Source organism: Verminephrobacter aporrectodeae subsp. tuberculatae, from assembly GCF_026127385.1.
In the GTDB taxonomy this organism is placed as follows: domain Bacteria; phylum Pseudomonadota; class Gammaproteobacteria; order Burkholderiales; family Burkholderiaceae_C; genus Acidovorax; species Acidovorax aporrectodeae.
On sequence record NZ_QZCX01000002.1, the window covers coordinates 1,110,998 to 1,137,328 of the forward strand.

Consider the following 26,331-nt stretch of genomic DNA (forward strand, 5'->3'; position numbering starts at 1 on the left):
TAGCGGTAGTGACGGCATCAGCGATAACACCTTTGATCTGGACTGAAGAAGAGGGAAGCCGTTTTTGGGAGAAGAATTATGGTCACTGAACACAAAAAGCACGTCAATGTCAGCACCGCTATAGCCCTTTATGTATCGTCGGTGCTCGGCGGTGGAATCTTGGTTCTACCAGGATTGACGGCCGCGACCGCGGGCGCGGGCGCCCTAATCGCGTGGGTCGCGGTGTCCGTCATCTGCCTTCCGATCGCCTTGATGTTCGGGCGACTGTCGTCCGCTCTCCCAGACGCCGGCGGCGTGAGTTCCTTCGTACGCAACGCATTCGGCGACACGCTCGGTGACCTGACCGGTTGGCTCTACTTCTGGGTTATACCTTTCGGGCAACCAGCGGTCATGCTGTCCGGTCTCGCGTACGCGCACTACGAGTTCGGGCTACCGAGAACAGCGACCTACGTTCTAGCGTGGGTAATACTGTGCTCGTCTTGCATATTGAACATCATCGGCACGCGCATATCCGCACACGCCCAGTCCGCGATCACCGGCGCGATTATCGTGCTGCTGTTCGCCACGATACTTGTCAGCTTTCCAAAGGTTCACGCGGAGGCATACCAGCCGTTGCTGCCACATGGATGGTCGTCCGTTGGCTCGGCCGCCGCCCTCATCATGTGGGCTTACGTGGGATGGGAAAACGTTTCGTCGATTGCCGAAGAGTTTCGTAATCCCAAGCGTGATTTCATCATCAGCATTGTCGTTTCCATGGTCATCATCGGCGGGCTCTACGCCGGATCGACTGCGGCCGTCCTCGGCGTTGTTCCACCGGGTCAGCAGGACATTCAGACCGCGCCGCTCGCCCTTGTCCTTCGGCTAGCGGTCGGCTCTTGGGCGAGCTGGCTCGCCACGGCGATCGCAATCATGATCGTGGTGGGAAGTGCGACCGCGATCATATGGGGTACGTCATCTCTCGGCGCGTCGCTCGCTCGATCCGGCAGCTTGCCCGGGAAGATGGCGATTCGTAACAGCAAAGGATCCTTCCAGTCGAGCGTGCTCGTGCTGCTCGCGGCGTACACGATCGTTCTGTTTGTGATGTACCTGGGCTGGGTGCAGATCTCGGACGCGGCCATGATAGTGGGCGGGTCGGCCGTCATCACCTATGGGCTGTGCGCCCTCGCTTATGTGCGTCTGACTCGCCCCAAGCGACTGACCTCCTGGCTGCCGCCCATCATCACTGGGATTTTTGTGGTTGCATTGCTGCCATTCTTCGGGAAGATGCTGGTCGTTCAGTTCCTCATTGCGTTCGCGTACTTCGGGCTGCGGTCAATCTTCCGGAGAGGGCTGATCTCATGACATTGGATGTCGTTATCGAAGATCTGGTGGCGCTCCGCCTCGACCGTACCGTTCGCAATGCCGATCCGCTGCATGGCTTCGTAGTTGCCGCGGAGGCAGTCATCGATATGGAGGCTCCACGGTTTCGCGAGGTCATCAACATCCTGGAGGCAGTGTCCCCATCCGCGCTTGATCGCGAGTATGGTGCCGTGCGCGAGGCGATGCTGACCTGGGCCCGGGGGGATCTGCTGGGTGCTCGCGAACTGCTGGCAACGAGCCTGAGGGGCTTGACCGGAGCGCGCGCGTTACTCGTCGGATTCCTGGCGCACATGGCGGACTTCTATCTAGGCGACGAGGAGGGAATGCTCAAAACGGGCTGCGATCTCATCGAGCTGCGTCCCACAATGTCCCGCCGTGCGGCCGGCCTCAGTGAGGGCCTCTTCTCTTTCGCCCTGGAGGAATGCGGGTATTATTCTGAGGCCATCGCGTCAGCGGAACGGGCCCTGAGCACCAACTATGATGACGTCTACGCGCTCCACGCCAAGGTGCATGCGTTGCAGAGCCTGAACGAGAATCTGGCGGCCATGGCTACCATCTCCAGCTACTCGAACGGGTGGGGTCCGGAGGAGCCCATGCGTATCCACATGTGGTGGCACTACGCTATCAGCCTCATCGGCGAGGGTGAGTTGGATCGGGTTTTGCTCTGCTATGACTTGGAGGTGCGGCGCAAAAGTCGGGTCTGCGCGTGGGAGGATCTAGATGCGGTTGCACTGCTGTGGCGGTTGGATCTATTGGGGGGCGAGGCTCTCTCCAAGATGCTAGCACCCCGCTGGCGGATGCTGGCGCAGGCCTGGCAGGCCTACCCGGCGGACTCCAGTTACATCTTCAACGACCTACACGCCGCAATGACCTTTGCCAAGGTAGAGGACTATTGCCTTTTCGACAAGGTGGTCGAGTCCTGCCGGGCCCGGGAATCACCGGATTTCTTCCACTCTGTGTGCCTGCCGCTGTTCTCGGGTATCGCCGCCTTCGTGCAGCTGGACTACGCGACGGCTGTGAGGGCAATGAGCCCCGCCCTGAAGCGACGGCAGTTGCGGGTCGGCGGCAGCAAGCTTCAGCAGAGCATCTTTCATTGGACACGAGACGCCGCCGATTACTGTTTGCGCGGCAGCAAACCGCGCGATCACCTCAGTTCCCATATCCACTCACTCACGAAGGAGTCTTAAGTGACCGACCAGATCAACGTCCATCTGGACGTGGAAAAAGCCGTACAACTCGTCTATCCCGAGCCAGCGTTGCTGACAGTCACGCGGGGAAGGTTGGGTTTCTACCGGATGCCCGCTGAAGGTGACGAATATTCCGAGGAGGAACTGCGGGAGGGGGTGGCCGTCTTCGGTGTCGGCGAGAAGATTGGCATTTCGGCGGGCGAACGAGTCATCGTCGTGGCCATGTTCCCGCAGACGGAGTACATCAGCGTCGGCAGTGTGGAGTGGCAGAAGAACGAGATACCGGCGGACTTTCCGATCGTCTCAGCAATGCGGAAGTATGTTAAAGAGAAAGGCTATTACTTCGGGTATGAGGACCGTTACGCAAAGGTTTACGAGTATGGCGCGGCCTCGTGGGAGCCGTTCTCTGAGAACGCGAGCCTGCGTGAGATCCTCGCACGATACCCGGAGGCGTTCGTCGGCGACATCGTTGACCTTGGCACGGGGGAGGGGCGAGACAGCCTCTACCTATTGCGGAACCGGATCGGTCGTAGCGTCACGTCCTTCGACGTATCGCACAGTGCTCTGGGAAAGGCTCGTGAAAGGGCACGTGAAGAGGGTCTTCCCGTCGACGGATTCATCGAGAAGGACATCATCTACCTGCGTGATGTGCCGCCGGCATCCTTCGATGTGGCCCTCAACATGGGTGCGTTACACATGCTCGACCGAGCCGAGGACCGGGCACGTCACATCGCCCGGGTCTTCGAGGTGCTCCGTCCGGGAGGCTACTTCGTCGTCGACCATTGTGCCGCAAACTGGGGTCGCGGCTTTCACACCATCAAGGACTACGATGCCATCGCCGCCGATCTCGTGCCGGGACGTACCATTACCCGCTACGTCGCGATCGACGGCGAGCGCAAGCCGATCGATCTCGAGGTGCTGCACTATGCCGAACGTTCCCCGGAACTGCTGCTCGCCGAGTTGACCGCTGCGGGCTTCGAGGCGTTCGCGAGCCTCAACACCGACACCGAGGCCTTCGGGAACTCCTCGCTCCAGGTGGTGCTGAAACCCCTAAAAAAAAGTGACGCACCCCCGATGGCCGACACGACGGCCCGGGAACGTGTGATGGCGGCGGCCGGGAGCTTGGCTGAGGGGGCGGTCAAGCGGGATCTGGCCCACGAGCTTCCACGAGAGCAGGTGCGTGCCGTGATGGATGCCGGTTTCAGCCTGCTGCGCATCCCGAAGGAATTCGGGGGTGACGGGTTGACGATCCCCGATTGGGGAGACGTGCTCATCGAGGTGGCTGCGGCAGATCCCAATGTGGTGCAAATCTTCCGCAGTCACATCGCCTTCGTGGAGGACATCGTGCACCGGCCCGCCGGCGAGTACCGCGACCGATGGCTGCGCCGGCTGCTTGACGGCGAGATGGTGGGCAACGCCTGGGCAGAGGCGGGCCCGATTGTCCAGGGCCAAAAGAATACAGTTTTCATCCGCGCGGGCGACGAAATGACCGTGTCGGGCAAGAAACAGTACACGACCGGGACGATCTTCGCGGACTGGGCAGATGTGTCAGGGACCTACGACGGGCAGGGCGTGGCCGGATTCGTCGCGGTCCATCAGCCGGGTGTCACGGTTCGTGACGATTGGGACGGATTCGGCCAGCGCACGACGGGCACGGGCACACTGATCCTCGATGGGGCGCGGGTCGCCCCCCGCGATGTGGGCCCCATGGAGGACCGTATTCAATATCAGACCGCGCTCTACCAGTGGATCTTGCTGGTGGTGCAGGCTGGCATCGCGGTTGCCGTGGAGCGAGACATCGCGGAGGCTGTGCGGAACCGCAGCCGCAACTATTCGCACAGCACCGCCGCGCTGGCCAAGGACGATCCCAACATCCAGTCGATCATCGGAGAGATCTCATCTTTGGCCTACACGGCACGGGCTCTCGCCCGCGGGGTGGCGGAGGCTCTGCAGCGCGCCTCGGAAACAGGCGTCGCGGGGCGCGACTCGCCAGAGGATCGTGAGGCGAACATGATGGCGGAAATTCGCTCCGAGCAGGCCCAGGTGATCATTTCGGAATTGGTACCCCGCTCGGCGACCCTCCTGTTCGACGCGCTGGGTGCTTCGGCAACGAGTATCAGTCGCGATCTCGACCGACATTGGCGGAACTCTAGGACGGTCGCCAGTCACAACCCTGTGGCGTTCAAGCAGCGGGCGATCGGTGACTGGGTGCTCAATGGCACGCCGCCTACCACCGATTGGCAAGTGGGCACACCGAAGTGCGAACCGTCGGCGACATGAACTCATACAAAGTCACGCGTGACTATTCAGCCGCTACCGACGAACTCCATCGGAGCCCCATTGAAGGCTGCCCGTAGAGCCTCAAGCATGCCAACCCCATGCGTGCGAGCAGTGTCCAGATAGGAGCGGATCGTGCAGAAGCTTTGCGCCCCGGCAAAGGTGCGCAAGCAGCCCGAGATTTTTTGCTTGACCTTGGCCCAAGGTAACTACTCAGCCCCCCGGGCCCACGGCCCACCCGATCACTGTAGCCGCTGGTGTGGCCCAGGTAACGCAGCAGTACCCCTTTGTCGGCCTTGCCAAGGCGCGGATAGTCGAAGCGTTTGAGCACGCGGCTGATGTGCGCGTAGCGCTCCTCATCGTCTTGGCTGGGGGTGAATTGCACCACTGCGCTGGCGACCAAAAACTGTTCAATTTGCGCGATTGTCGTGAGCCGCGTCTCGCCCATGTTGACCACCATTTCCTGATGATCAATCCACCCTCGCTGGGGGCCTGCAACCGCCCCTTCAGACTCATACCTCGTTGGACAAGGCTGTCGCTTGCAGCATGGGTCAACTGATGGCAAAGTGCGCTGGCAGCAGCCCCCATTTCTTTTGGGAGCCACTGCAACCTGATTTTTTAAGACAGAAATGATTCCAATGCCAAACCATACTTTCAGCCAGTCCCTTCGGGTCCTGACGTCCTGTTTTATGGGATTGTCAAGCCTGTTCATTTGCACAGAGCAGTCCAGTGCACAGGGATTTAACCAGGCTGCACATTTCACGGTGCTGAAGTACGAGCAGCGGATTTTTATCCGAGCCGATCTGACATTTGATTGGGAGCTTGTGATTGAACGCCAGGCACTGTCAAACGAGGGTGCGCTGGTGATTGGAAAATATTCCCAGGTGTTCAATGCGGGTCTGGAAGACGTGCAGTTGCAGGAAGCCTATACGCTGAAAGCGGACGGCCGCAGCATCGCCGTGCGCAGCGATGGAGTACAGCGGCAAAAAGGTATGGCCGCAGCGGGTGTCGGTTTTAGCTGGCCGGAGGGCGAAATATTGCAAATCACCTTCCCCGATGTGCAAGCAGGCGATCGCATGCGCCTGGTACTCAAGGGCAGAAATTTCAAAACACCGTTACCGGGTTGGCAGGCTGTACGCGAATCGATTTCGCATGTGGTGAACTTCGAGCACATTTATATTCGTGTGGAGGCGCCGCAGGAACTTGACCTTCAGGTCGGCGCACATCAGCTGGCGTTGGAGTCGTTCCAATCCGGGAAAAATCAGGTGTGGGAAATCAAGGGATCGTCCAAGGCCAGCATGCTGGACGGCGGTGCGCTGAACATCGAGCAGACGCGCCCCTGTTGGATGTTTTCCAGCATGAAGCATTGGGAACAATTCGGGCAAACCTTTGCGCAGGCTTTTGCCGGGCGTTTGGTGGACAACTCCCGGATCACGGCCCTGGCTGCTCAAATCACGGGTGATGAAAAGGAAGCTGCGGCCAAGGCGCGGAAACTGCACACCTGGGTGCGCCAGAACATCCGCTATGTCGCGGTTTACCTGGGGGTGGGTGGCTGGGTTCCGCACGATCTGGATTGGATATTGGAAAACCGCTATGGTGATTGCAAGGACCAAAGTCTTTTGCTGATTGCCTTGCTGCGCGCAGCATGCATTGCCGCGCACCCGGTATTGCTGCGATCGCAAGCAGACCATGATCTGCCGGATTTGCCGGGGCCCTGGTTCGATCATTGCATTGTGTATATTCCGGAATTGGACCTTTTTACCGACACGACGGCCACGCAGATTGCCTTGGGGGCGCTGCCCTATGCGGACAGCGACAAACCGGCTCTGCTTGCACGCCTGCAAGCCCCGAGCGAGTTGCTTCGAACACCCTCGTTCAAGGCCCAGGACAACCGCGCCCTGGTACAGAGCAATTGGCAGATTTTCAAAGACGGATCGGCCCGGGTGCAACTGAACATTGAGGCCTGGGGCCACATGGCTTCCTGGTTGCAAGAGCGTTTGAGACAAATTCCGGAAAACATGCGCGAAGCCACGCTGGCTCGTTGGCTCAATGAAAGCGGTGTTCGTGGAACAGGCAAAATGCAGTTTTCTCCGCTGCAAACAGACAGGCGGTGGCAGGATTTGCGCATCACGGCGGATGTGCGCGATCTCTTGCCCGATCCCGAGGCCGGTGCCATCCCGGCGAACCCGACGGTGGATTCTGTGGGGGTCTATATTCTTTCAAATCTGGGCAATGTCAGTCCTGACAAGCGCCAGCATGCCCTGGCGTGCACGCCCCATGCCATCAGGGAGGAGTTCACGCTGCGCTTTGCCGACGATTTTCATATTTTGCGCGCGCCAGGATCAATGAAAATCAGCACCCCGGAAGGCATTCGTTTTGAGCAAATGCTCGAAACAAAAGGGCAGCAAATAACGGGATGGCGCGACTACGCGCAGGACCGGGCAACCCACACTTGCAGCCCGCAGGAGCATGCCGCACGACAACCCGCTTTGTCAAAAATATGGCGGCATCTGCGCAGCAGCGTGCTGTTTACCCGGAATTGAAGAAGGCGCGGAAAATTCAGCGCAGGCCGGCAATGTAATCCGCAACGGCCTTGATTTCCTTGTCGTTGAGCTTGGCCGCCACCTGGGCCATCTGGGGGTTGTTGGCGCGCGCGCCGCTGCGAAACAGGTTCAGTTGCGCCGCCGTGTAGTCGGCGTGCTGGCCCGACAGACGCGGGTACTGCGCCGGGATGCCGGCGCCGTTGGGGCTATGGCAGCCGGCGCAGGCCGCGATCTGGCGCTCGGCGATGCCGCCGCGGTAGATGCGCTCGCCCAGCGCGAGCAGTTCCTTGTTCCTTGCGAAACCCGCCTTGGCGGGCCGGGAGCCCAGCCAGTAGGCCATGTTGCGCATGTCCTCATCCGACAGGGCGCTGGCGAAGCCCTTCATCACGGCCTCGTTGCGCTTGCCGGACTTGAACTCTTGCAACTGTTTGAGCAGGTATTCGGGATGCTGCTGCGCCAGCGTGGGGTTGGCAGCGATCACCGCGTTGCCATCCGCTCCGTGGCAGGCCGCGCACACTGCCGCAAAGCTGGCCTCGCCCTTGGCGAGATCCGGCTTTGCCGCCTGGGGCGCCGGGCCCGCGGCCAGGGCCGGGAAAACGGGCGCTGCCAATGCGGCAGCCGTCAGCAAGGATGCGAGCAGCTTCATATCGGGGGTGTTGTCTGTGTGCGCAAAACTCTGCGATTCTACAATGCGGCTCCCGCGCATCCGGACCTTCCATGACGACATTCACCGCCGCACCCGTTGCCGGCCCCTCCGCAGCCGACGCCAGGATCGCCCTGGGCTGGATGCACACCGCCAAGTTTCTGAGCACGTCCGCGCAGCTGGATCAGCTGCCGTCCGTCGGCGTTCCCGAAATCGCCTTCGTCGGCCGCTCGAACGCGGGCAAATCCACCTGCATCAACGTGCTCACGCAGCAAAAACAGCTGGCGTTCGCGTCCAGGAAACCGGGGCGCACGCAGCACATCAATCTGTTTTCGCTGGGCAAGCAGGGCGTGACGGACGCGGTGCTGGCCGACCTGCCCGGTTACGGCTACGCCGCGGTGCCGCGCGCGGACAAGCTGCGCTGGCAGCAGGTGATGGTGAATTACCTGGTCAGCCGGCCGGGGCTCACCGGCATCGTGCTGCTCTGCGACCCCCGCCTGGGCCTGACCGGGCTGGACGAGGCCCTGCTCGACGTGCTGCGCCCGCGCGTACAGCAGGGCCTGAAGTTCCTCATCGTCCTGACCAAGGCGGACAAACTCACGCGCGCCGAGCAGGCCAAGGTGTTGTCGATCACGCGGCTGCAAGCCGGCGGCGGCGAGGTGATGATGTTCTCGGCGCTCAAAAAACAAGGGGTCGAGGAGGTCGCCTGGCTGCTGTGGCAATGGGCCCACCCGGTGCGGTCCGCCGCGCCCGGTGCGCCTTAGAATCCCCGGATTCCAGTCCGCCGCGCGGGGCTATCCGCAGCACAGCACCGATGAGTTCCTCGGCCCCCCTTCCCCCGATCTCGTACAAAGACGCCGGCGTTGACATCGACGCGGGCGACGCCTTGGTCGAGCGCATCAAGCCTCTGGCCAAAAAGACCTTGCGCGAGGGGGTGCTGGCGGGCATTGGCGGTTTTGGCGCGCTGTTCGAGCTACCCCGGCGCTACCGGGAGCCCGTGCTGGTCTCGGGCACCGACGGCGTGGGCACCAAGCTCCGGCTGGCGTTCGAATGGAACATGCACGACGGCGTGGGAATCGATCTGGTCGCCATGAGCGTGAACGACCTGCTCGTGCAGGGTGCCGAGCCGCTGTTCTTTCTCGATTACTTCGCCTGTGGTCGGCTCGACGTGGAAACGGCCGCGGCCGTGATCGGCGGCATTGCCCGGGGCTGCTCGCTCTGCGGCTGCGCGCTGATCGGCGGTGAAACCGCGGAGATGCCCGGCATGTACCCTGCCGGCGAGTACGACCTGGCCGGCTTTGCCGTGGGCGTCGTCGAAAAATCCCGGATCCTGACCGGCCAGAACGTGCAGCCCGGCGACAAGGTGCTGGGACTGGCCAGCCACGGCGTGCATTCCAACGGTTTCAGCCTGGTGCGCAAGTGCATCGAGCGTGCCGGTGCATCCGCTCCTGAAATGCTTGATGGCAAGCCCTTCAGGCAGGCCGTCATGGAGCCCACGCGCCTGTATGCGAAGAGCGTGCTGGCGGCGCTGGCCGCGCACCCCATCAGGGCGCTGGCGCACATCACCGGCGGCGGCCTGCTGGAGAACATTCCCCGTGTGCTGCCCGAGGGCATGGCGGTCCAACTCCAGCGGGGCAGTTGGCCCCGCAGCGAGCTGTTTTCCTGGTTGCAGGAGACCGCCGGAATCGACGACACCGAGATGCTCCGTACCTTCAACAACGGCATCGGCATGGTGGTGCTCGTCGATGCCGCGCACGCTGACGCCACGGCCGCCACGCTGCGCGCCGCGGGGGAGCAGGTGCATGCGATCGGCACGGTGCTCGCGCGCGGCGCGGGTGCCGCGGTGCGCGTGGCCTGATTCGCGTCCCTCCCGCCATACCTTGGCTTGGCGCATGCTCCAGCATCCTTCCCCTGATCCTCCGGGGGCAACGCGGCCTGAGCCGGCGCACGCCCCGAGCCGGGGAGTCGCCCTGACCAGCTACCTGCTGGTGGCAGCGACGCTGCTGCTGGTCATGTGGCGCGGCCTGCTGCCCGGTCTGCTCTGCGTGTGTCTGGGATTCCTGCTCACGCGCACGCTCGCGCGCTGGTTTGCCCTGGGTCTGGCGCGCGTGCGGCGCCAGGCCATGGCCTCGCCCCGGAGCGTGCGCGCGGCGCAGATTGCCGCGGCCAGCCTGGTGATGCTGCTGCCGCTGGCGCTGTTGGCCGCGGGCCTGACGCAATCACGCGGCTACCTGGTGCACGCGCCGGAGCAATACCAGGAACTGCTTCGCTACATGGCGCGCACGGTGCTCGAACTGCGGCTGAAACTGCCCGCGGACGTTGCCGCCCACCTGCCCGAAGGCGTTGCCGACATCCAGCGCATCATCGCCAGCTACCTGGGCGCCAAGGCCGGCGCGCTGGCCATCGCGGGGCGTGCCTGGCTCGCCGGCGCGTTGTTTGCCTACGTGGGTCTGCTGATTGGTGCGCTCGCCGCCGTGCGCCCGCCGGCCCTGCGGCGGGGCCCGCTGACGCAGCAGATCGAACGGCGCATCTGCCTGTTTGGCGAGGCCTTCCACCAGATCGTCGCGGCGCAGTTCTGGATCGCCGCGTTCAACACCTTGCTCACGGGGGTGTTCCTGCTGTTCATTTTGCCCCTGTGGGGCCTGCGCCTGCCCTATACGCCCATGCTCGTCATGTTCACCTTCGTCGCGGGCCTGGTGCCCATCGTCGGCAATCTGGTGTGCAACGCGGTGATCACCCTCGTCGGGCTGTCGGTGGCGCCCTTGGCGGCTGCGGTTTGCCTGGGTTTTCTGATCCTCATCCACAAGGCCGAATACCTGATCAATGCCCGGGTGGTCGGTCGCCGCACGCAGATGCAGGTGTGGGAACTGCTCAGCGTGATGTTCGTGGCCGAGGCCGTTTTCGGTCCCGCCGGACTCGTGGCGGCGCCGCTGTTCTACGCCTACTTCAAGAAAGAACTGATGGCGGCGCAGCTGGTGTAGGGCTGCGCCAAGCTGCATGGAGTAGTCGGAAAGTTTGGCCCGCCGCATGCCAGCCGATTGGAGCGGGTGAAGGGGATCGAACCCTCGTATGCAGCTTGGGAAGCTGCCGTTCTGCCATTGAACTACACCCGCATTCCGGGGCCCCTGGATTGCGCGGGCCGATGGCCGCCATTCTATGGGATCGGCCCCCAGCGTCCTCAGGACCCCCCGGCTGCGCTGTGCACAATAGGCCCCATGCTGCGCAAAATTTCCCGGGAGCGGCAACGGGCCGCAGTCAGTGAGATGGCATGACCCGGCTCGCGCGCCGCCCTCCGCCCGTGCAGTATCCCTTGCAGCGCAGCGCTGTCCTGGGCCGGGTACTCGCGTTCTCGTTGCTGACCGGTGCGGCGGTCCTTGCTGGCTGGGTCCTTCTGGGGGCCGGGTCTTCATGGGGGCTGACGCTTGCCGCTGGCTGCCTGTGGCTGCTGGCCGTGGCGGGCGCATGGCATTTCTGGCACGACCAATTCTCAGGGGCCATGCGCTGGGACGGGCAGGCCTGGGCGCTGGAGGAACTGACGCCCCGGGGCCGCTCCTGGCCGCTCGAAGGGCCGCCCGAAGTCCTGCTGGACATGCAAACGCAGCTGTGGGTCTGCGTGTCCCCCGTGGGGCGCTCTCGCATCTGGCTCTGGCTGGAGCGTTCCTGGCAGCCGGAGCGCTGGATGGACCTGCGCCGTGCGGTATATTCGCGCGCCAGCCCGGACGCTGGCAACGCTGACGAAACCGCTGCGGCCGGCAGCCGTGTGGGGCGTGAGTCCTGAGTCCTGAGTATCCATGACTGTCATCCCGCCTCCTCCTTCCGAAGACGACGATTTCCAACTGGTCGAGCGCACGGTGGCAGGGGATCAGCGGGCCTACGAGTTATTGGTCATCAAGTACCAACGCCGCATCGAGCGGCTTATTGGTCGCCTGGTGCGCGACGCCGATCTCACCCAGGACATTGCCCAGGAGACATTCATCCGGGCCTACCGCGCGCTCCACCAGTTCCGGGGGGACGCGCAGTTCTACACGTGGCTCTACCGCATTGCCGTGAACACGGCGAAGAAGGCGCTGGTGGACATGCGGCGCAATCCGCTCGTCTTCGAGAATGCCCTGCGAGGCAATGAGGACGAGGAGGAAACTTCCCGCGCCGGGCACGAACCAATCAGCGACGAAACCCCCGAAACCGTACTCGCTGCCCGAGAGATTGCGCAAGCCGTGAACGCGGCCCTGGAGGCCCTGTCCGACGAACTGCGCCAGGCTGTGAGCTTGCGTGAAATCGAAGGGCTGAGCTACGAGGAGATCGCGCTTGCCATGGATTGCCCCATTGGCACGGTGCGGTCCCGGATATTCCGGGCGCGTGAAGCCATTTCGGCCAAAGTGCGCCCCTTGCTCGAATACCAGTCGGGCAAACGGTGGTGAGGTGATGCAATGAGCAAGGCGGAAACAGGTATCAACGGGTTGGCAGGGGACGCCATGGTGGATGATGGGCATCGGCGCGAGTGCCTGTCTGCGCTGGCGGATGGGCGACTCGAAGGGGAAGAACTCGCGGCGACCCTGGCATTCGCGGCCGAGACCGGAGAGGGGCGAGCAACGTGGGCGCTCTACCACCTGGTGGGCGACGCGCTGCGCTCCGCAGATTTGGCGCAGCCCGCAAACCCTGCGTTCATGTCGCGGCTGCGCAATCGCTTGGCCCAAGAGGCGCCCCCTGCGCGGCCGCAGAATCCTGTGCAACTGGGCGTGCTGGCTCCTGCGCTGTCATCCGCAGCGAATGCCGCCGTTTTCCGCTGGAAGGTGCTCGCGGGCTGCGCGTCGCTGGCGGCGGCCGTGGCGATCGGCTGGGCCGCGCTCGTCAGTTGGCAGGGAGCGGGCGCATCCGGCGGCGCCCGGTTGGCGCTCGTGCCCGGGCGCGCAGCGTCCGTCCAGGAGGAACCCACCGTGGTGCAGGCCGATTCCCAGGGGCAGCAACTCATGGTGCGCGATCCACGCCTGGACGAATTGCTTGCCGCGCACAAGCAGTTTGGCAGCATGTCGGCATTGCAGATGCCCGCCGACTTCTTGCGCAATGCAACGTTTGAAACCTCCGGCCACTGAGGCGCTGAGAGAGAGGGGCGCACTCCTGGCTGATTGAGAGGTCTTGCGTGATGAACGCCGTGACAAGAGCCTGTGTGCAATCTTCCGCGGGGCTGCGCATGCTGCTGGCGGCCGCTGGCCTCGGTTTTTCCTCGCTCCTGGCGGCGGCCCCGCAGGCCGACAGCGCTGCGCGCTCCCCGGGTGAGCCAGCCCTCGTGTCAGCCGAGCGCGATATGGCGCAGTGGATCGAGCGCGTGCGCGGTGCCCCCTGCAACCGCTCGTATGCAGGCACCTTCGTCGTGCTGTCGGCCACCGGAGCGATGTCCAGCGCGCGCATCTGGCATGCCTGCGACGGGCAGCGGCAGATGGAACGGGTCGATGCCCTGAGCGGCACGCCGCGCACCGTTTTTCGGCGCAATGGCGAGGTGCGGACATTCCTGCCGCAGTCGCGGACCGTGCGCACCGACCGCCGGGAAGAATCCGGAAGGTTTCCCCGAGCCCCCGTGCCCAGCGGCACGTCGATCGCCCGGTTTTACGCGCCGCGCCTGGTGGGGCAGGAGCGGGTGGCGGGACTCGTCGCGGACGTGGTGTGGTTCAGGCCCCTGGACGCGTTGCGCTTTGGCTACCGCCTGTGGAGCGAGCGCGATACCGGCTTGCTCGTGAAACGGCAAACGCTGGGCGCGGACGGGCAGATCCTGGAGCAGGCAGCGTTTTCGGAACTGGATTTGAACGCCCTGGTTCGGGTGGATCAGATGGCGCGCTCGATGGACGCGACCGCGGGCTACCAGGTCGTTGCACCGACGGCGGCGGTGCCAACCACCGCCGAGGCCGAGGGCTGGACACTGCGCCAGCCAGTCGCCGGGTTCGTTCCCGTCAGCTGCCGCCGGCACGCCGTCTCTGCGACGGACGCTGCGCAAACCGCTTTGCAGTGCCTCTATTCCGATGGCCTGGCCTCCGTGTCCCTTTTCCTGGAGTCCTTTGATCCGCAGCAGCACCCGGCGCAGCCTCAGGCATCCAGCAGGGGCGCGACGCAGTTCCTGGCCCAGCGGGTACTGCCCGATGCATGGGTCACTGCCGTGGGCGAGGTCCCGCTGCAAACACTGCGTCTCTTCGTCGGGCAACTGGAGCGCGCGCGCTGAGCGGCATGCCCGATACGGCGCCAATGCGGTGTTTCGGCACAGTATGATCGGGCGCTTGCACGCAAGGTGCATGGAAAGGCATAAAAAGATTGCCCGGTGCGGGAACCATTTGGCGGCATACCCTTCACAGCTACACACCATGGATGCCCCCCATTTTTCACAACCCACGAAAGGTCGATGAATGCCGAAGTTCAATCGGAATGCGCTGCGCTCAGTTGCGTTCGCGTGCTTGTTTTCCGGGGTCGCGAGCGCAGTGCTCATGCCCCACGCCGCACTGGCTCAGCCGGCTACTGCGGTGCGTGGCCTGCCGGACTTCACGGATCTGGTGGACCAGGTGGGTCCGTCGGTGGTGAACATCCGCACGGCGGAAAAAGTCTCGACCCGTCCCAATGCCAACGGCATGGACGAGGAAATGCTCGAATTCTTCCGGCGCTTTGGCGTACCCATTCCGGGCATGCCGCGTCCATCGCGACCCCAGCAGCCGCAGCAGCAGGAAGAGGAGGTGCCGCGGGGCGTCGGATCGGGGTTCATCCTGACCCCGGACGGATTCCTGATGACCAATGCCCACGTGGTCGAGGGTGCCGACGAGGTCATCGTCACACTCGCGGACAAGCGCGAGTTCAAGGCCAAGATCATTGGCGCAGACAAGCGCACCGACGTGGCGGTGGTCAAAATCGATGCGACCGGCCTGCCTGCCGTGAAGGTCGGGGATGTGAGCCGCCTGCGCGTTGGCGAGTGGGTCATGGCGATTGGCTCGCCATTCGGCCTGGAGAGCACCGTGACCGCAGGCATCGTGAGCGCCAAGCAGCGGGAAACGGGCGATTACCTGCCATTCATCCAGACCGACGTCGCCATCAACCCGGGCAACTCCGGGGGGCCGCTGATCAATATGCGTGGCGAGGTCGTGGGCATCAACAGCCAGATCTATTCGCGTTCGGGCGGATTCATGGGCATTTCGTTCGCGATTCCCATGGACGAAGCGATCCGCGTGAGCGAGCAGCTGCGCACGTCGGGTCGTGTCACGCGCGGCCGCATCGGCGTACAGATCGGCCCCGTGACCCGGGACGTGGCAGAGTCGATCGGCCTGGGCAAGCCGCAGGGCGCATTGATCTCGAGTGTGGAAGCCGGATCGCCAGCCGACAAGGCGGGAATGGAGGCGGGCGACATCATCACGCGCTTCGACGGCAAGCCCATCGAGAAGGTGGCGGACCTGCCGCGGCTGGTCGGCAATACCAAGCCCGGCAGCAAGAGCACGGTGACGATATTCCGCCGCGGTGCTGCGCGCGATCTGAGCATCACCATTGCAGAAGTCGAGCCCGACAAACTTTCCGCCAAGGTGGTCGGACGCGTGGAAAAGCCCAAGGCCTCAGCCGCGGCGCAGCAAATCGGCTTGTCGGTTGCGGATTTGACCGAAGCGCAAAAGAAGGACCTCAAGCTCAAGGGCGGGGTGGTGGTGGCCAGCGCCGCGGACGCCGCCGCCCGTGCCGGTCTGCGCGAAGGGGACATCATCCTGTCCATCGCCAACACCGAGGTTTCGGGGGTCAAGGAATTTGAATCCGTGCTTGCCAAGGCGGACAAGAGCAAGCCCATCAACCTGCTGTACCGGCGCGGGGAATGGGCGCAGTACGCGCTGATCCGTCCCGGCCGTTGAATCGGGGCCATGCGGTGTGCAGGGGGATGGGGCGCGCATGACCCGATCCCCATTTTTCGATGAAAGAGGACGTCCGTGAACGATACCCAGAAGTTTGCTCGCCAAGTGTTCGACAGCCAGCCGTTCAGCCTCTTCATCGGTGCAGAATTGACCGCGTCGTCCAGCGACTCCGCCGAACTGACCCTGGTCATCAAAGACCATCACAAGCAGCAGCATGGCTACGCCCATGGAGGCGTCATCAGCTACTTGGCGGATAACGCCATCACCTTCGCGGGGGGATTGGCGCTCGGTGGCAATGCGCTGACCGTGGAGTTCAAGATCAACTACCTCCGGCCCGGCGTGGGTGACCGCCTCGTGGCCAGAGCGCAAACCCGGAGCACCGGCAAGCGGCTTGCGATCTGCCAATGCGAAGTCTTCGCTGTGGACTCGGGTGTCGAGAAACTCTGCGCCCTGGCCCAGGGGACGATTGTTCCCGCGAACTGACGCCCCTCTTCGGGGCGCAAGGCGTCGTTCATGGTCCGGCTCCCCCGGCGCTTCCCAACAGCAGGCTCCAGCCAAAAGTTGAAATAAAAGATATGGGAATACCCAGCGCGAGCAGGCGCATGGCGAGCGCGGGATTGAGGTTCTGATCCACGGCAATCAGTCCGGCAACGATCATGGGCGGCATCGCAGACTGCAACACGGAAACCGGGAAGGCGGGAGAACCGCAGGAGCCGAGCAACCCGTAGAGACCGAAGATGCATGCCGGAACCAGCAGGAGTTTGATGACCATCCCCTGGACGAACAGGCCGCTACGGGGTGCATCCGTGCGTTGCTGCAAGAGGCCGGCGCCCACCGAGATGACGGCTATGGGGGTCAGCAAGGCCCCGAGGGCGGCCAGTCCCTGATCCAGCCAGTCCGGAAACGACCAGGGGCGCAGAATCAGGGCGAGCAGCATCGCCTGCTGGGGCGGGTAGTGCAGCATGCGCTGCGCCATCGCGCGCAGGCTCCCGCGCTTGCCGCTACCCGCTGCCACGGACCACATGCCCAGGGTGCACATCACGATGAAATTGGATTGGTCTGCCACGACCGCCAGCCCGATGGCATCCGCCCCCAAATAGGTCGCGACCAGTGGAATGCCGATGATCGACGTGTTCCCGGTGCCGCAGAGCAGGGTCAGGCAAGCCCTGCTCGGACCATCCATCGGCCAGAGGGCTGCGGCGCAACGCACGGCGATGGCGCTGATGATGAAGACGGCCCAAGGCATGCAAAAGGGCAGCAGCACGCGGCCATCGAGCGGCAGCGCGTGCAGACTGCGCAGCACGAGCGCGGGAAGCGCCACCTGGATCGCCAGCGCATTCAGGCTGGCGGTGAAGTTCTCGGGCACCGCCCTGCGGTGCGCCAGCAGCATGCCCAGGAGCAGACAGGCGCCAATGAAGAGCATGCTTGTCATGCGGCGCGCCCGATCCGGTGCAGCGTGCCTTTCTCCGCCCGGTGGTCATTACGAAAGCTGATATGTGTCTCACAGGTCATGCTGACTGGCGACACAATATAGCGCATGAACTTGCGCAATATCCTGGTGCCGCTGGGCGCGGTGGGGCTGATTGGTTTTGGTTTTGCGACCTCTGGCTGGGCGGGGGTGCTGGCCGTTGTCGGAGGGCTCGTCATGTGGGGCCTGCTGCATTTCACGCGGCTCGTGGGCGTGATGCACAGGGCCGCCCGCCGCCCCATCGGGTATGTGGGAAGCACCGTCATGCTCAATGCCCGGCTCGCCAAGGGCATGAATCTGATGCACGTGGTTGCGCTGACGCAGGCCCTGGGCGAGCAGTTGTCGGACGCGGACGCGCAACCGCAGCGCTACCGCTGGACCGACGGCAGCCAGTCGCACGTGACCTGCACGTTCCGCGACGGCAAGCTGGTGCAGTGGACCCTGTTCCGCCCCGAGGGCGGAGCAGAGTCCGACCCGAGCCCCGTAGAATCCCGCTCTGATAACCCACAACAAGCAAAGGATGCCCATGAGCCCCGTAGTTCCTTCGATGGCCGATCGTGATGGCAAGATTTGGATGGACGGGCAGATGCTCGACTGGCGCGACGCCAAGATCCATGTGCTGACCCACACCCTGCACTACGGTTGCGGTGCCTTCGAAGGACTGCGCGCCTACGACACGGTCAACGGCACGGCCATCTTCCGCCTGCAGGAGCATACCGAGCGCCTCTTCAACAGCGCCAAGATCCTGCGCATGCAGATCCCGTTCACCCACGACGAAGTGCACGCGGCGCAGCTGGCCGTGGTGCGCGCAAACAAGCTCCAGTCGTGCTACCTGCGCCCGCTGACCTGGATCGGCTCGCAAAAACTCGGCGTCTCCCCCAAGGGCAACCAGATCCACCTCATGGTGGCGGCCTGGGCCTGGGGCGCCTACCTGGGCGAGGAGGGCCTGCAACGCGGCATCCGCGTGAAAACCAGCAGCTACACGCGGCACCACGTGAACATCACGCTGACGCAGGCCAAGGCGGTGAGCAACTACACGAATTCCATCCTTGCGAACATGGAGGCGCTGGACGATGGCTACGACGAGGCGCTGCTGCTCGACAGCTGCGGCTTCGTGTCCGAAGGCGCGGGCGAGAACATCTTCATCGTCAAGAAAGGCGTGATCTACACGCCCGACCTGTCGGCCGGAGCGCTCAATGGCATCACGCGCGACACGGTGTTCCACATCGCCCGGGACCTGGGGCTGGACATCGTCCCAAAGCGCATCACGCGCGACGAGGTCTACATCGCCGACGAAGCCTTCTTCACCGGCACGGCGGCCGAGGTGACCCCGATCCGCGAACTCGATCGCATCGGAATCGGCAGCGGCAGCCGGGGCCCGATCACCGAAAAAATCCAGAGCGCATTCTTCGACATCGTCAACGGTCGCAATCCAAAATACGCCCACTGGCTCAGCAAGGTCTGACGCCATGGCGCAAACCATCGTCGAACTGTCTGCCCGGGAACTGAACGCGCAGGGCGGTGTTTTCTGCCCCCGCCCCGAGGCTGGAATGCCGCTGTGGAACAACCACCCCCGGGTGTATCTGGACCTTGCGCGCACGGGCCAGGCCCAGTGCCCTTACTGTGCAACGGTGTTCCGCCTGAAGGCGGGCGAGCCTGCGCAGTCAGGTCATTGACCGATGTCCGTCGTTGCCGACGGCGCGGCGCTGCCCACGTTGACCGTTGCAGTGCTGGCGCACAACGAGGCGCAGCGCATCGAAGCCTGCCTGCGCAGCGCCGCGTTTGCGGACCAACTCCTGGTCGTTGACAGCGGCAGCCAGGACGGCACCGTCGCCATGGCCCGTGGCCTGGGGGCCGAGGTCCATAGCTACCCCGACTGGCAGGGCTTCGCCGTGCAACGCAACCGCTTGCTCGCGCACGCGCGCGGCGACTATGTCTTCTTCCTCGACGCCGATGAAGTCATGACGCCAGCCTTTGCGCAGGAGTTGCAGGCCATCGTGCGCTCGGGCGAGCAGGCGGTGTGGAGCATCCGCTGGCGCATGCTGGCGTATGGGTGCGAACTGAAGTATTTCCGCTCGCAGTCGCAGATCGAACGCCTGTTCGTGCGTGCGCTGCTCAAGGAATACACCGGCGTGGTGCACGAGCAGGCTCGGCTCCACCCGCTGCCCGGCGGCGGCGCCGTGCCGCGCCGCCGCATCCGGGAGCGGCTGCTGCACCATTCCCGCAGCACGGTGCGGGGCAGTCTGGAGAAGCTCACCCAGTACGCCATGCTCGGCGCCGCCAAGCGCGCCGAAATGGGCCAGCGCGGCGGCGTGCTGCGTGGCCTGGCGTCGGGAGGGGCCATGTTCCTGCGCCTGTACGTGTTCCGCCTGGGCTTTCTGTGCGGCGGGGCGGGGTTTCTGTACTGCCTGTTCGTGGCGCTGGAAGGTTTTCTGCGCTACGCCGCGCTGCGCTACGACCGCGACCACCTGACGGGCCGGGTGATCCGTTGATGCGCGCGCACCGCTGGTTCGGGCGCTGCGCGAACTGCGGCGCCTGCATGCTGCCCGGGCTGGCGCTGTGGCTGCCCTCGGGCTACTCCTTTGGCGCCGCCCTGCTGCTGCTCGCTGCCCTGGTCAGCGTCCCGGTGTGGTGCCGCCGCCGCGCGCCGCGCGCCGCATGCTGGCTGGCGGCCGCGTTCTGCGCAATGGCCGCGCTGTGGCTGCTGGATGTGGGCGTGGCCTGGGGCTGGGGCAGCCTGGATCGCCCCGCCAAGTACCTGCTGGTGCTGCCCTGCATCTTCTATCTGATGGCCTTCGCGCCCCGTGCCAGCTGGTTGTGGACGGGGGTTGCGCTGGGTTCCATCGGCAGCGGGCTGTTCGGGTTTTTCCAGACCCAGGTGCTGGACCTGCCGCGTGCCAACGGCTTTACCAACGCGATCCAGTACGGCAATCTGAGCATGCTGCTCGCGCTCATGAGCGGCTTGGTGCTCGGGGTGCAATGGCCGCGCTGGCTGCCGTGGCAGCGTCTGTTGCTGGTATCCGCAGTGCTGCTCGGCGGGGCCGGTTCCTTGCTTTCCCAGTCGCGCGGAGGCTGGCTGGCGCTCGCGCTGCTGCTGCCGGTGGGCGCATGGTTGCTGGTGCGCACCACCGGGCAGCGGTGGGTGTACGGGGGCCTGTGCGCCCTGGTGCTCGTGGCTGCGGCACTGACGCAACTGCCGGGCGTGAAGGAGCGCGTGGGCATAGCGCGCCAGGAGGTGCAGACCTACCAGGAGAGCGGCGAAAGCAGCAACTCCGTCGGGCAACGGCTGGCGCATTGGCGTCTGGCCTGGGAGATGGGCCGGGATCGGCCGTTCATCGGCTGGGGCCGGGCAGGCTACATGCAAGAGAAGGCGCGCCGCGTGGCGGCCGGGCTGGCGCCCCCCTCCGTGCTCGATTACGGCCATGCGCACAACGAATTCCTGGACCTGTTCGTCAAGCGGGGGCTCTTCGGTGTGCTGGTGCTGATGGGGTTCTACGGCGTACCGCTGGCGCTGTTCTGGCCCACGGCCGCGCGCATCCGGGATGCGACGGGAAACATGGACAGGCAATCCCTGTCGCTGTGCCTCGCAGGGGTGCTGCTGCCGCTGTCGTACATCGGCTTCGGGCTCACGCAGGTCTTCCTGGCGCACAACAGCGGCAACGTCTTCTACCTCTTCATGTGCCCGCTGCTGCTGGCCGCCCTGCACCGGCGACAGGTCCGCAGGACGGGTGTCATTGCCTGAAAGTATCGGCACAAAATGAAAATTTTGCGTTTGGATGCATGACAGGGCATGAACCGTGTATATACTGCATGCTTCGCGAGGAGTTGCAACGCATCCATGGTGAGAAAGGCGAAGTTTTATGTGTCGTCATTTCTGGGTAATAGCACGCTCCACGATCCCCTTTGACGACAGACTTTCGCAATGCACGTCCTGCTGGTGAACAACGCCCCGATTCCGGTCTACGGCTACGGCGGCACCGAGCGCGTAATCTGGGACCTGGGCAGGACGCTGGTGCAATTGGGCCACCGCGTGAGCTACTTGGTACCCCAAGGTTCGCACTGCGAATTTGGGCAGGTGCTGCTGATCCGGCCGGACGCGCCGTGGGACGGGCAGATTCCCGCCGACGTGGACATCGCGCATTTCCAGTTCCACCCGCGCACCGGGGTCGAGCGGCCGCATCTGATGACCGAGCATGGCAACGCGCGCAAGCTGCGGCCGCTGCCGCTGAACACGGTGTTCCTCTCGCGCAACCATGCGGCGCGCCATGGTTCCACCGAATTCGTCTACAACGGGCTGGACTGGGACAGCTACGGCCCGGTGGACTTCGACTGCCCGCGCCCGCGCCATCACTTCCTGGGCAAGGCCGCATGGGGCGTGAAGAACGTGCGCGGGGCGATCCGCGTGGCCAGGTTCGCCGGAGTGGACCTGGACGTGCTCGGCGGCACGCGCATCAGCTTTCGCCGCGGTTTTCGCTGGACGCTGTCGCGCAGCGTGCACTTTCATGGCATGGTGGGCGGCGCCAGGAAGACGCTCCTGCTGAATATGTCGCGCGGGCTGATCCTTCCGGTGCGCTGGCATGAGCCGTTCGGGCTGGCCGTCATCGAAAGCCTGTATTTCGGCTGCCCGGTGTTTTCCACGCCCTACGGCTCCCTGCCCGAACTGGTCCCGCTGCACTGCGGTGTGCTGTCGGCGCAGGCCCGGGTGCTCGCCGAGGCCGTGCGCGACAACCGCTTCGACCCCCGCGCGTGCCACGCGCACGTGCTCGAGCATTTCGGGGCCCGGCGCATGGCGCGCGACTACCTGCGTCTGTACGAGCGCGTGCTCGCGGGCGAGAGCATCCACACGCGGCATCCCGTGATCCAGGATCCGGCGCGCGCCCTGCCCTGGATGGACTGAACTCAGCCGCTCGGGTGCAGCGGCAGGCGCAGGACAAAGCAGGCGCCACCGCCTGCGTGGGCCTCGCAGTGCACGGCGCCGCTGTGGCGCGTGGCGATCGAGCGCACCAGGGCCAGGCCCAGACCCACGCCGCCCTCGCGCTCGCTCGTGCCCGGCAGGCGGTAGAAGGGCTCGAAGATGCGGCCGCGCTGGTTCGCGGGAACGCCCGGGCCCCGGTCGCACACGCGCACTTCGGCGTAGTCCGGGTGGCGCTGGAGCACCACGGTGATCGGGCCGGTGCTGTAGCGGCGCGCGTTCTCCAGCAGGTTGCGCAGCGCCCGACGCAGCAGCTTGGCGATGCCGCGTACTTCCAGCGGGTCGGCTGCGTCCAGGCGGGCGTCCACGCGCGCGCATTCCTCGGCCGTCAGGCCGATCAGGTCCACGGGTTCCATGGTGCCCACGTCGGCCTCGCGCGCGTTCAGGCGGCTGGTCAGCAGGATTTCGTCGACCAACTGATCGAGTTCGGAAATGCTGCGCAGGATCTCCTCGCGCAACGCGGGCGAAGGCCGCTCGCCGCCCATCAGTTCCAGACCGATGCGCATGCGGGTCAGGGGTGAGCGCAACTCATGCGAGGCGTTGGCGAGCAGCGATTTGTGCGCTGCGATGAGCGTTTCCACGCGCTCGGCCGCGGCATTGAACTGGTGCGCGAGGTCTGCGACCTCGTCGCGTCCCTGCTCGGACACGCGCACGGACAGGTCCCCTTCGCCGAACTTCTGCACGCTGCGCTGCAATGCCTCGAGCCGCAGCGTCAGGCGGCGGATCACGGGATACACCCCCACGGCCATGAGCAGGCTGACGAATCCCAGCGGCCACAGGAAATCGAAGGAGTGCGTCCAGAAAGCGGCGGGGCTCCGGTTCGGCGCGCCGGGCCGGTCACCGTGCTCGCTGCGCGGGGCTATTTGCAGCGTGAAAGACTGGCCCGTGTCCGACTCGATGCGGAATGCGACGTCCTCTCCCGGCGCGCCGGGCAGGCGTGTCGCCTGACCGCGCAGCAGCAACTCGCCCGCAGGGTCGCGCAGCAGCACTTCGCGCGCCGGGGGAACGAAGGGCTGCGCGTTGCGCGCAATGCGCCAGCAAACCAAGCCCGCGGCGGCCAGCATGAGCAGCGCCATGCTGCCGACCATGGCAAGCCAGATGCGCAGGTACAGGCGGCGCGAAAAGAGGGTGAAGGGGTTGGGCAGTGGCATGGCTTGAACGGATTTCCCCAATGATGCCCCGGCCGGTAAATAGCTGCACGCAGTGCACCCGACGCTTTCGTGCCCGGGGCAGCAGTTCAGGCCCCTTTGCGCGCCTTGCCATGAGCGCCAAGATATCAACTACTAACGCCCGCGCAGGAACAGCGCGTCCAACTCTTTCAGTGTCAGCTGCCGCCAAGTGGGGCGGCCATGATTGCACTGGTCGGAGCGGTCGGTGCCTTCCATCTGGCGCAGCAAGGCGTTCATTTCGTCGAGGGTCAGGCGCCGGTTGGCGCGCACCGCGCCATGGCAGGCCATGCTGGCCAGAATCTCGTTGCGCGCGCGTTGCACCACGCTGCTGGCGTCGTGCGCGGCGAGTTCCGCGAGCACGCTGCGCGCCAGTTCCACCACGTCGCCCTGCGCCAGCGGGCCGGGTACGGCGCGCACCGCCAGGGTCTTGGGCGAGAAGGGAACCACCTCCAGGCCCAGCGTGCTCAGTGCCTCTGCCGACTCCTCGGCCGTGGCCACTTCCTGCGGCGTGGCAGCGAAAGTGGCGGGGACCAGCAGGGTCTGGCTGGCAAGGCCTGCGCCGCTGTCCACCTGCGCCTTGAGGCGCTCGTAGACGATGCGCTCGTGCGCGGCGTGCATGTCCACGATCACCAGGCCCTGGGCGTTTTCGGCCAGGATGTAGACGCCCTGGAGTTGGGCCAGCGCGCGCCCCAGCGGCCAGGCGGGTTGCTGGGGCGCATGCTCTGCCGGGTCGATCGCCGGGGGCGGGGGAGCGGTCGCCCGGATCCCGAGGGGCGTGGCGGCGTCCGGTGCGGGCTGTGGCGCCGGGTCGAAGGTGCGCGGCGCAGCGCGCACGGGATCTTTCCCGGACCCCCACAGGGCCTGCATATCCGCCACCAGGTGGCCGCGTTCTTCCAATGGAATGGCGGTCTGTGCTTGCCACGATTGCCACGGCTGCACCGGGGGCCGCCGGGGCGGGACATTCCCGGCGCCGCCTGGCTGCGTTGCTGCCGGGGTGTCCGCCGCGCCCAGTGCCGCGGCGCGCGGCACGGCCAGCGCGTTTTCCAGCGCGTGGCGCACGGCCTGGTGCACTTCGCGGCTGTCCCGAAAGCGCACCTCGATCTTGGTGGGGTGCACGTTCACGTCCACGCGGGCCGGGTCGATCTCCACGTACAGCGCGTACACGGGCTGCTTGTGGCCGTGCAGCAGGTCCTCGTAGGCGCTGCGTGCCGCGTGGCTGAGCACCTTGTCGCGCACGAAGCGGCCGTTCACGTAGCAGTACTGGTGGTCGGCGCGTGCGCGCGCGGTGTCGGGCAGGCCGGCGCGACCGGTTACGGTGACCGGGCCCGCGCGGTGCTGCAGCGCCACGGACTGCGCCACGAAATCTGCGCCCAGCACGTCGGACAGGCGGCGCGCCAGCGCGTCGCGGGAATCGCCCTGGCCGGGAACGAAGGTGGCGCGCCATTGCTCCACGAGCCGGCCCTCGTGCCAGACGGCAAAGCCCACGTCGGGCCGCGCCAGCGCGTGGCGGCGCACCGACTCGATGCAGTGCGCCAACTCGGTCGCGTCGGTTTTGAGGAATTTGCGGCGCGCGGGGGTGGAGAAGAACAGTTCCTTGACCTCCACCGTGGTTCCCGGACTGCGGGCCACAGGGCGCAGCACGCCGCTGCGCGCGTCGAGTGCATAGGCATTCTCCTGCGCCGCCGGGCGCGAGAGCAGCGCCATGTCCGACACCGCGGCAATGGCCGCCAGGGCCTCGCCGCGAAAGCCCATGGTGGCCACCGTCTCGAGCTCGTTCAGGTTCGTGATCTTGCTCGTGGCGTGGCGGCGCAGCGCCACGTGCAGCTCATCTTGCGGAATGCCGCTGCCATCGTCTTCCACCGTGATCAGCCGCACCCCGCCGGCCGACAGGCGCACGCTGATCTGCGTGGCCCCCGCGTCCAGCGCGTTGTCCACCAACTCGCGCACCACCGACGCCGGGCGCTCGACCACCTCGCCGGCGGCGATCTGGCTGATGAGCTCGTCGGGCAGGTCGCGGATGGGGCGGCGGGCGGTGGCGGTAGTGGCAGTGGGGGGGGCGGCGGGTTGCGCCGCCACGAGGCAGGGGAGGGTGTCGTCGTTCACCCGCGGATTCTAGGGTGCAGGCGGTGCAGGGGAGGGTGGCGAGCGGGCGATGGGGATAATGCGCGCTGCTCTTTCAATGCCCGGCTGCGCGCCGGTCTGTTCATGGAACTTGCCGCTTTTCTGCTCGACTTCATCCTGCACGTTGACAGCTACCTCGAAACCTTTGTGCAGACCTACGGTGCCTGGGTGTACGCGCTGCTGTTCCTGATCGTCTTTGTGGAAACCGGTGTGCTGCTCATGCCCTTCTTGCCGGGCGATTCGCTGCTCTTCGTCGTCGGCGCGCTGTGCGGCGCGGGCATGCTGCATTTTCCGCTGGCCTGCACGGTGCTGCTGCTCGCAGCCATTTTGGGCGATCAGTGCAATTACACGATCGGCCGCTTCCTGGGGCCCAAGGTGTTCCGGTGGGAGGATTCGCGCTGGTTCAACCGCCGTGCGTTCGAGCAGGCGCACGGGTTCTACGCGCGTTACGGCGGCGTGACCATCGTCGTTGCGCGCTTCATGCCCTTTGTTCGCACCTTTGCACCTTTTGTCGCCGGTGTGGCGCAGATGGGTCGGGCCCGCTTCAGCCTGTTCAACGTCTGCGGTGCCCTGCTCTGGGTGCTGGGCCTGTGCACTGCGGGCTACTTTTTCGGCAGGCTTGCCTGGGTCCGGGAGAACCTGGACAAGATCATCTGGGTCCTCCTCCTCGTCCCCGGCCTGATCGCGATCCTTGGCGCCTGGCGTTCCGGGCGGCGGGCCAAGGCGGTCTGAT

The 26,331-nt window shown here is 65.1% G+C and carries 25 protein-coding genes and 1 tRNA gene; 21 read left to right on the forward strand and 5 right to left on the reverse strand.

Annotation, left to right across the window (positions count from 1 at the left end; genetic code table 11):
• Positions 1-78 precede the first annotated feature (78 nt).
• The 5 genes from D5041_RS13065 (at position 79) to D5041_RS13090 (ending at position 7,366) form a co-directional block, all read left to right on the forward strand.
• On the forward strand, positions 79-1,341 hold the full coding sequence (locus D5041_RS13065) for an APC family permease (protein WP_010101021.1): 1,263 nt from the start codon (positions 79-81) through the stop codon (positions 1,339-1,341).
• The gene (locus D5041_RS13070) at positions 1,338-2,546 is read left to right on the forward strand and encodes a tetratricopeptide repeat protein (RefSeq protein WP_010101020.1); all 1,209 of its coding nucleotides are present in this window, start codon (positions 1,338-1,340) and stop codon (positions 2,544-2,546) included. The genes D5041_RS13065 and D5041_RS13070 overlap by 4 nt, the downstream gene beginning before the upstream one ends.
• Positions 2,547-4,826: a methyltransferase domain-containing protein gene (locus D5041_RS13075; RefSeq protein WP_265284898.1), complete on the forward strand. Its 2,280-nt coding sequence runs from the start codon at positions 2,547-2,549 to the stop codon at positions 4,824-4,826.
• Between the two features lie 256 nt (positions 4,827-5,082).
• Positions 5,083-5,382 carry a hypothetical protein gene (locus D5041_RS13085; protein ID WP_265284899.1) on the forward strand — a complete coding sequence of 100 codons (300 nt, stop codon included), beginning with the start codon at positions 5,083-5,085 and terminating at the stop codon, positions 5,380-5,382.
• Between the two features lie 70 nt (positions 5,383-5,452).
• The gene (locus D5041_RS13090) at positions 5,453-7,366 is read left to right on the forward strand and encodes a transglutaminase domain-containing protein (RefSeq protein WP_265284900.1); all 1,914 of its coding nucleotides are present in this window, start codon (positions 5,453-5,455) and stop codon (positions 7,364-7,366) included.
• A gap of 16 nt (positions 7,367-7,382) precedes the next feature.
• Here D5041_RS13090 and D5041_RS13095 read toward each other — a convergent pair whose 3' ends face one another.
• Positions 7,383-8,012, reverse strand: coding sequence for a c-type cytochrome (locus tag D5041_RS13095; protein WP_029554087.1), 630 nt, complete (start codon positions 8,010-8,012; stop codon positions 7,383-7,385).
• 71 nt (positions 8,013-8,083) lie between these two features.
• On the opposite strand from D5041_RS13095, the gene yihA reads away from it, so the two are divergent.
• From yihA to D5041_RS13110, 3 genes are read left to right on the forward strand one after another with little or no spacing between them, the layout of a single operon-like run.
• A complete protein-coding gene (gene yihA / locus D5041_RS13100; protein ID WP_265281178.1) occupies positions 8,084-8,773 on the forward strand; it encodes a ribosome biogenesis GTP-binding protein YihA/YsxC in 690 nt (229 codons plus the stop codon).
• 50 nt (positions 8,774-8,823) lie between these two features.
• Complete coding sequence (purM, locus tag D5041_RS13105) at positions 8,824-9,867, forward strand: phosphoribosylformylglycinamidine cyclo-ligase (RefSeq protein ID WP_265284901.1); 1,044 nt, start codon at positions 8,824-8,826, stop codon at positions 9,865-9,867.
• A 34-nt stretch (positions 9,868-9,901) separates the two neighbouring features.
• Complete coding sequence (locus D5041_RS13110) at positions 9,902-10,990, forward strand: AI-2E family transporter (protein WP_265284902.1); 1,089 nt, start codon at positions 9,902-9,904, stop codon at positions 10,988-10,990.
• A gap of 58 nt (positions 10,991-11,048) precedes the next feature.
• On the opposite strand, the gene D5041_RS13115 is transcribed toward D5041_RS13110, so the two are convergent.
• Positions 11,049-11,122 (reverse strand) — tRNA-Gly (locus D5041_RS13115).
• Between the two features lie 155 nt (positions 11,123-11,277).
• Here D5041_RS13115 and D5041_RS13120 point away from each other — a divergent pair.
• From D5041_RS13120 to D5041_RS13145, 6 genes are all read left to right on the forward strand, one after another.
• On the forward strand, positions 11,278-11,787 hold the full coding sequence (locus tag D5041_RS13120; RefSeq protein WP_010101161.1) for a hypothetical protein: 510 nt from the start codon (positions 11,278-11,280) through the stop codon (positions 11,785-11,787).
• Positions 11,788-11,800: 13 nt separating this feature from the next.
• Positions 11,801-12,427 carry an RNA polymerase sigma factor RpoE gene (rpoE, locus tag D5041_RS13125; protein ID WP_265257101.1) on the forward strand — a complete coding sequence of 209 codons (627 nt, stop codon included), beginning with the start codon at positions 11,801-11,803 and terminating at the stop codon, positions 12,425-12,427.
• Between the two features lie 9 nt (positions 12,428-12,436).
• Positions 12,437-13,099 carry a sigma-E factor negative regulatory protein gene (locus D5041_RS13130; RefSeq protein WP_265284903.1) on the forward strand — a complete coding sequence of 221 codons (663 nt, stop codon included), beginning with the start codon at positions 12,437-12,439 and terminating at the stop codon, positions 13,097-13,099.
• Positions 13,100-13,197: 98 nt separating this feature from the next.
• A complete protein-coding gene (locus D5041_RS13135; RefSeq protein WP_265285090.1) occupies positions 13,198-14,217 on the forward strand; it encodes a MucB/RseB family sigma factor regulatory protein in 1,020 nt (339 codons plus the stop codon).
• A gap of 181 nt (positions 14,218-14,398) precedes the next feature.
• Complete coding sequence (locus D5041_RS13140) at positions 14,399-15,868, forward strand: DegQ family serine endoprotease (RefSeq protein WP_010101165.1); 1,470 nt, start codon at positions 14,399-14,401, stop codon at positions 15,866-15,868.
• Positions 15,869-15,943: 75 nt separating this feature from the next.
• Positions 15,944-16,351: a PaaI family thioesterase gene (locus D5041_RS13145; protein WP_010101167.1), complete on the forward strand. Its 408-nt coding sequence runs from the start codon at positions 15,944-15,946 to the stop codon at positions 16,349-16,351.
• 28 nt (positions 16,352-16,379) lie between these two features.
• On the opposite strand, the gene D5041_RS13150 is transcribed toward D5041_RS13145, so the two are convergent.
• Positions 16,380-17,291 carry an AEC family transporter gene (locus D5041_RS13150; protein WP_265281925.1) on the reverse strand — a complete coding sequence of 304 codons (912 nt, stop codon included), beginning with the start codon at positions 17,289-17,291 and terminating at the stop codon, positions 16,380-16,382.
• Positions 17,292-17,405: 114 nt separating this feature from the next.
• On the opposite strand from D5041_RS13150, the gene D5041_RS13155 reads away from it, so the two are divergent.
• From D5041_RS13155 to D5041_RS13180, 6 genes are all read left to right on the forward strand, one after another.
• On the forward strand, positions 17,406-17,897 hold the full coding sequence (locus D5041_RS13155) for a hypothetical protein (protein ID WP_265284904.1): 492 nt from the start codon (positions 17,406-17,408) through the stop codon (positions 17,895-17,897).
• Entirely contained in the window at positions 17,863-18,801 is a 939-nt protein-coding gene (locus D5041_RS13160) for a branched-chain amino acid transaminase (protein WP_010101170.1), read from the forward strand. Before D5041_RS13155 ends, D5041_RS13160 begins: the two co-directional genes overlap by 35 nt.
• A 4-nt stretch (positions 18,802-18,805) precedes the next feature.
• On the forward strand, positions 18,806-19,012 hold the full coding sequence (locus D5041_RS13165) for a zinc-finger domain-containing protein (protein WP_010101171.1): 207 nt from the start codon (positions 18,806-18,808) through the stop codon (positions 19,010-19,012).
• A gap of 3 nt (positions 19,013-19,015) precedes the next feature.
• Positions 19,016-19,828 carry a glycosyltransferase family 2 protein gene (locus tag D5041_RS13170; protein WP_010101172.1) on the forward strand — a complete coding sequence of 271 codons (813 nt, stop codon included), beginning with the start codon at positions 19,016-19,018 and terminating at the stop codon, positions 19,826-19,828.
• On the forward strand, positions 19,828-21,078 hold the full coding sequence (locus D5041_RS13175) for an O-antigen ligase family protein (RefSeq protein WP_265285091.1): 1,251 nt from the start codon (positions 19,828-19,830) through the stop codon (positions 21,076-21,078). Before D5041_RS13170 ends, D5041_RS13175 begins: the two co-directional genes overlap by 1 nt.
• 180 nt (positions 21,079-21,258) lie before the next feature.
• Positions 21,259-22,233, forward strand: coding sequence for a glycosyltransferase (locus D5041_RS13180; RefSeq protein WP_010101175.1), 975 nt, complete (start codon positions 21,259-21,261; stop codon positions 22,231-22,233).
• Positions 22,234-22,235: 2 nt separating this feature from the next.
• Here D5041_RS13180 and D5041_RS13185 read toward each other — a convergent pair whose 3' ends face one another.
• Both D5041_RS13185 and mutL read right to left on the reverse strand, forming a co-directional pair.
• The gene (locus D5041_RS13185; protein ID WP_010101177.1) at positions 22,236-23,459 is read right to left on the reverse strand and encodes a HAMP domain-containing sensor histidine kinase; all 1,224 of its coding nucleotides are present in this window, start codon (positions 23,457-23,459) and stop codon (positions 22,236-22,238) included.
• A gap of 132 nt (positions 23,460-23,591) precedes the next feature.
• Positions 23,592-25,553, reverse strand: coding sequence for a DNA mismatch repair endonuclease MutL (gene mutL, locus D5041_RS13190; protein ID WP_265285092.1), 1,962 nt, complete (start codon positions 25,551-25,553; stop codon positions 23,592-23,594).
• A gap of 129 nt (positions 25,554-25,682) precedes the next feature.
• Here mutL and D5041_RS13195 point away from each other — a divergent pair, with 129 nt between their 5' ends.
• Positions 25,683-26,330, forward strand: coding sequence for a DedA family protein (locus tag D5041_RS13195; protein ID WP_265257685.1), 648 nt, complete (start codon positions 25,683-25,685; stop codon positions 26,328-26,330).
• The last annotated feature ends 1 nt before the right edge of the window (position 26,331 follow it).

What these genes read in the sequence shown, in the direction of transcription:
- D5041_RS13065 (WP_010101021.1), top strand. Translation starts at nt 79, where the DNA reads ATGGTCACTGAACACAAAAAGCACGTCAATGTCAGCACCGCTATAGCC.
- D5041_RS13070 (WP_010101020.1), top strand. Translation starts at nt 1,338, where the DNA reads ATGACATTGGATGTCGTTATCGAAGATCTGGTGGCGCTCCGCCTCGAC.
- D5041_RS13090 (WP_265284900.1), top strand. Translation starts at nt 5,453, where the DNA reads ATGATTCCAATGCCAAACCATACTTTCAGCCAGTCCCTTCGGGTCCTG.
- D5041_RS13095 (WP_029554087.1), bottom strand. Translation starts at nt 8,012, where the DNA reads ATGAAGCTGCTCGCATCCTTGCTGACGGCTGCCGCATTGGCAGCGCCC.
- yihA (WP_265281178.1), top strand. Translation starts at nt 8,084, where the DNA reads ATGACGACATTCACCGCCGCACCCGTTGCCGGCCCCTCCGCAGCCGAC.
- purM (WP_265284901.1), top strand. Translation starts at nt 8,824, where the DNA reads ATGAGTTCCTCGGCCCCCCTTCCCCCGATCTCGTACAAAGACGCCGGC.
- D5041_RS13110 (WP_265284902.1), top strand. Translation starts at nt 9,902, where the DNA reads ATGCTCCAGCATCCTTCCCCTGATCCTCCGGGGGCAACGCGGCCTGAG.
- D5041_RS13120 (WP_010101161.1), top strand. Translation starts at nt 11,278, where the DNA reads ATGACCCGGCTCGCGCGCCGCCCTCCGCCCGTGCAGTATCCCTTGCAG.
- rpoE (WP_265257101.1), top strand. Translation starts at nt 11,801, where the DNA reads ATGACTGTCATCCCGCCTCCTCCTTCCGAAGACGACGATTTCCAACTG.
- D5041_RS13130 (WP_265284903.1), top strand. Translation starts at nt 12,437, where the DNA reads ATGAGCAAGGCGGAAACAGGTATCAACGGGTTGGCAGGGGACGCCATG.
- D5041_RS13135 (WP_265285090.1), top strand. Translation starts at nt 13,198, where the DNA reads ATGCTGCTGGCGGCCGCTGGCCTCGGTTTTTCCTCGCTCCTGGCGGCG.
- D5041_RS13140 (WP_010101165.1), top strand. Translation starts at nt 14,399, where the DNA reads ATGCCGAAGTTCAATCGGAATGCGCTGCGCTCAGTTGCGTTCGCGTGC.
- D5041_RS13150 (WP_265281925.1), bottom strand. Translation starts at nt 17,291, where the DNA reads ATGCTCTTCATTGGCGCCTGTCTGCTCCTGGGCATGCTGCTGGCGCAC.
- D5041_RS13155 (WP_265284904.1), top strand. Translation starts at nt 17,406, where the DNA reads ATGAACTTGCGCAATATCCTGGTGCCGCTGGGCGCGGTGGGGCTGATT.
- D5041_RS13160 (WP_010101170.1), top strand. Translation starts at nt 17,863, where the DNA reads ATGAGCCCCGTAGTTCCTTCGATGGCCGATCGTGATGGCAAGATTTGG.
- D5041_RS13165 (WP_010101171.1), top strand. Translation starts at nt 18,806, where the DNA reads ATGGCGCAAACCATCGTCGAACTGTCTGCCCGGGAACTGAACGCGCAG.
- D5041_RS13170 (WP_010101172.1), top strand. Translation starts at nt 19,016, where the DNA reads ATGTCCGTCGTTGCCGACGGCGCGGCGCTGCCCACGTTGACCGTTGCA.
- D5041_RS13175 (WP_265285091.1), top strand. Translation starts at nt 19,828, where the DNA reads ATGCGCGCGCACCGCTGGTTCGGGCGCTGCGCGAACTGCGGCGCCTGC.
- D5041_RS13180 (WP_010101175.1), top strand. Translation starts at nt 21,259, where the DNA reads ATGCACGTCCTGCTGGTGAACAACGCCCCGATTCCGGTCTACGGCTAC.
- D5041_RS13185 (WP_010101177.1), bottom strand. Translation starts at nt 23,459, where the DNA reads ATGCCACTGCCCAACCCCTTCACCCTCTTTTCGCGCCGCCTGTACCTG.
- D5041_RS13195 (WP_265257685.1), top strand. Translation starts at nt 25,683, where the DNA reads ATGGAACTTGCCGCTTTTCTGCTCGACTTCATCCTGCACGTTGACAGC.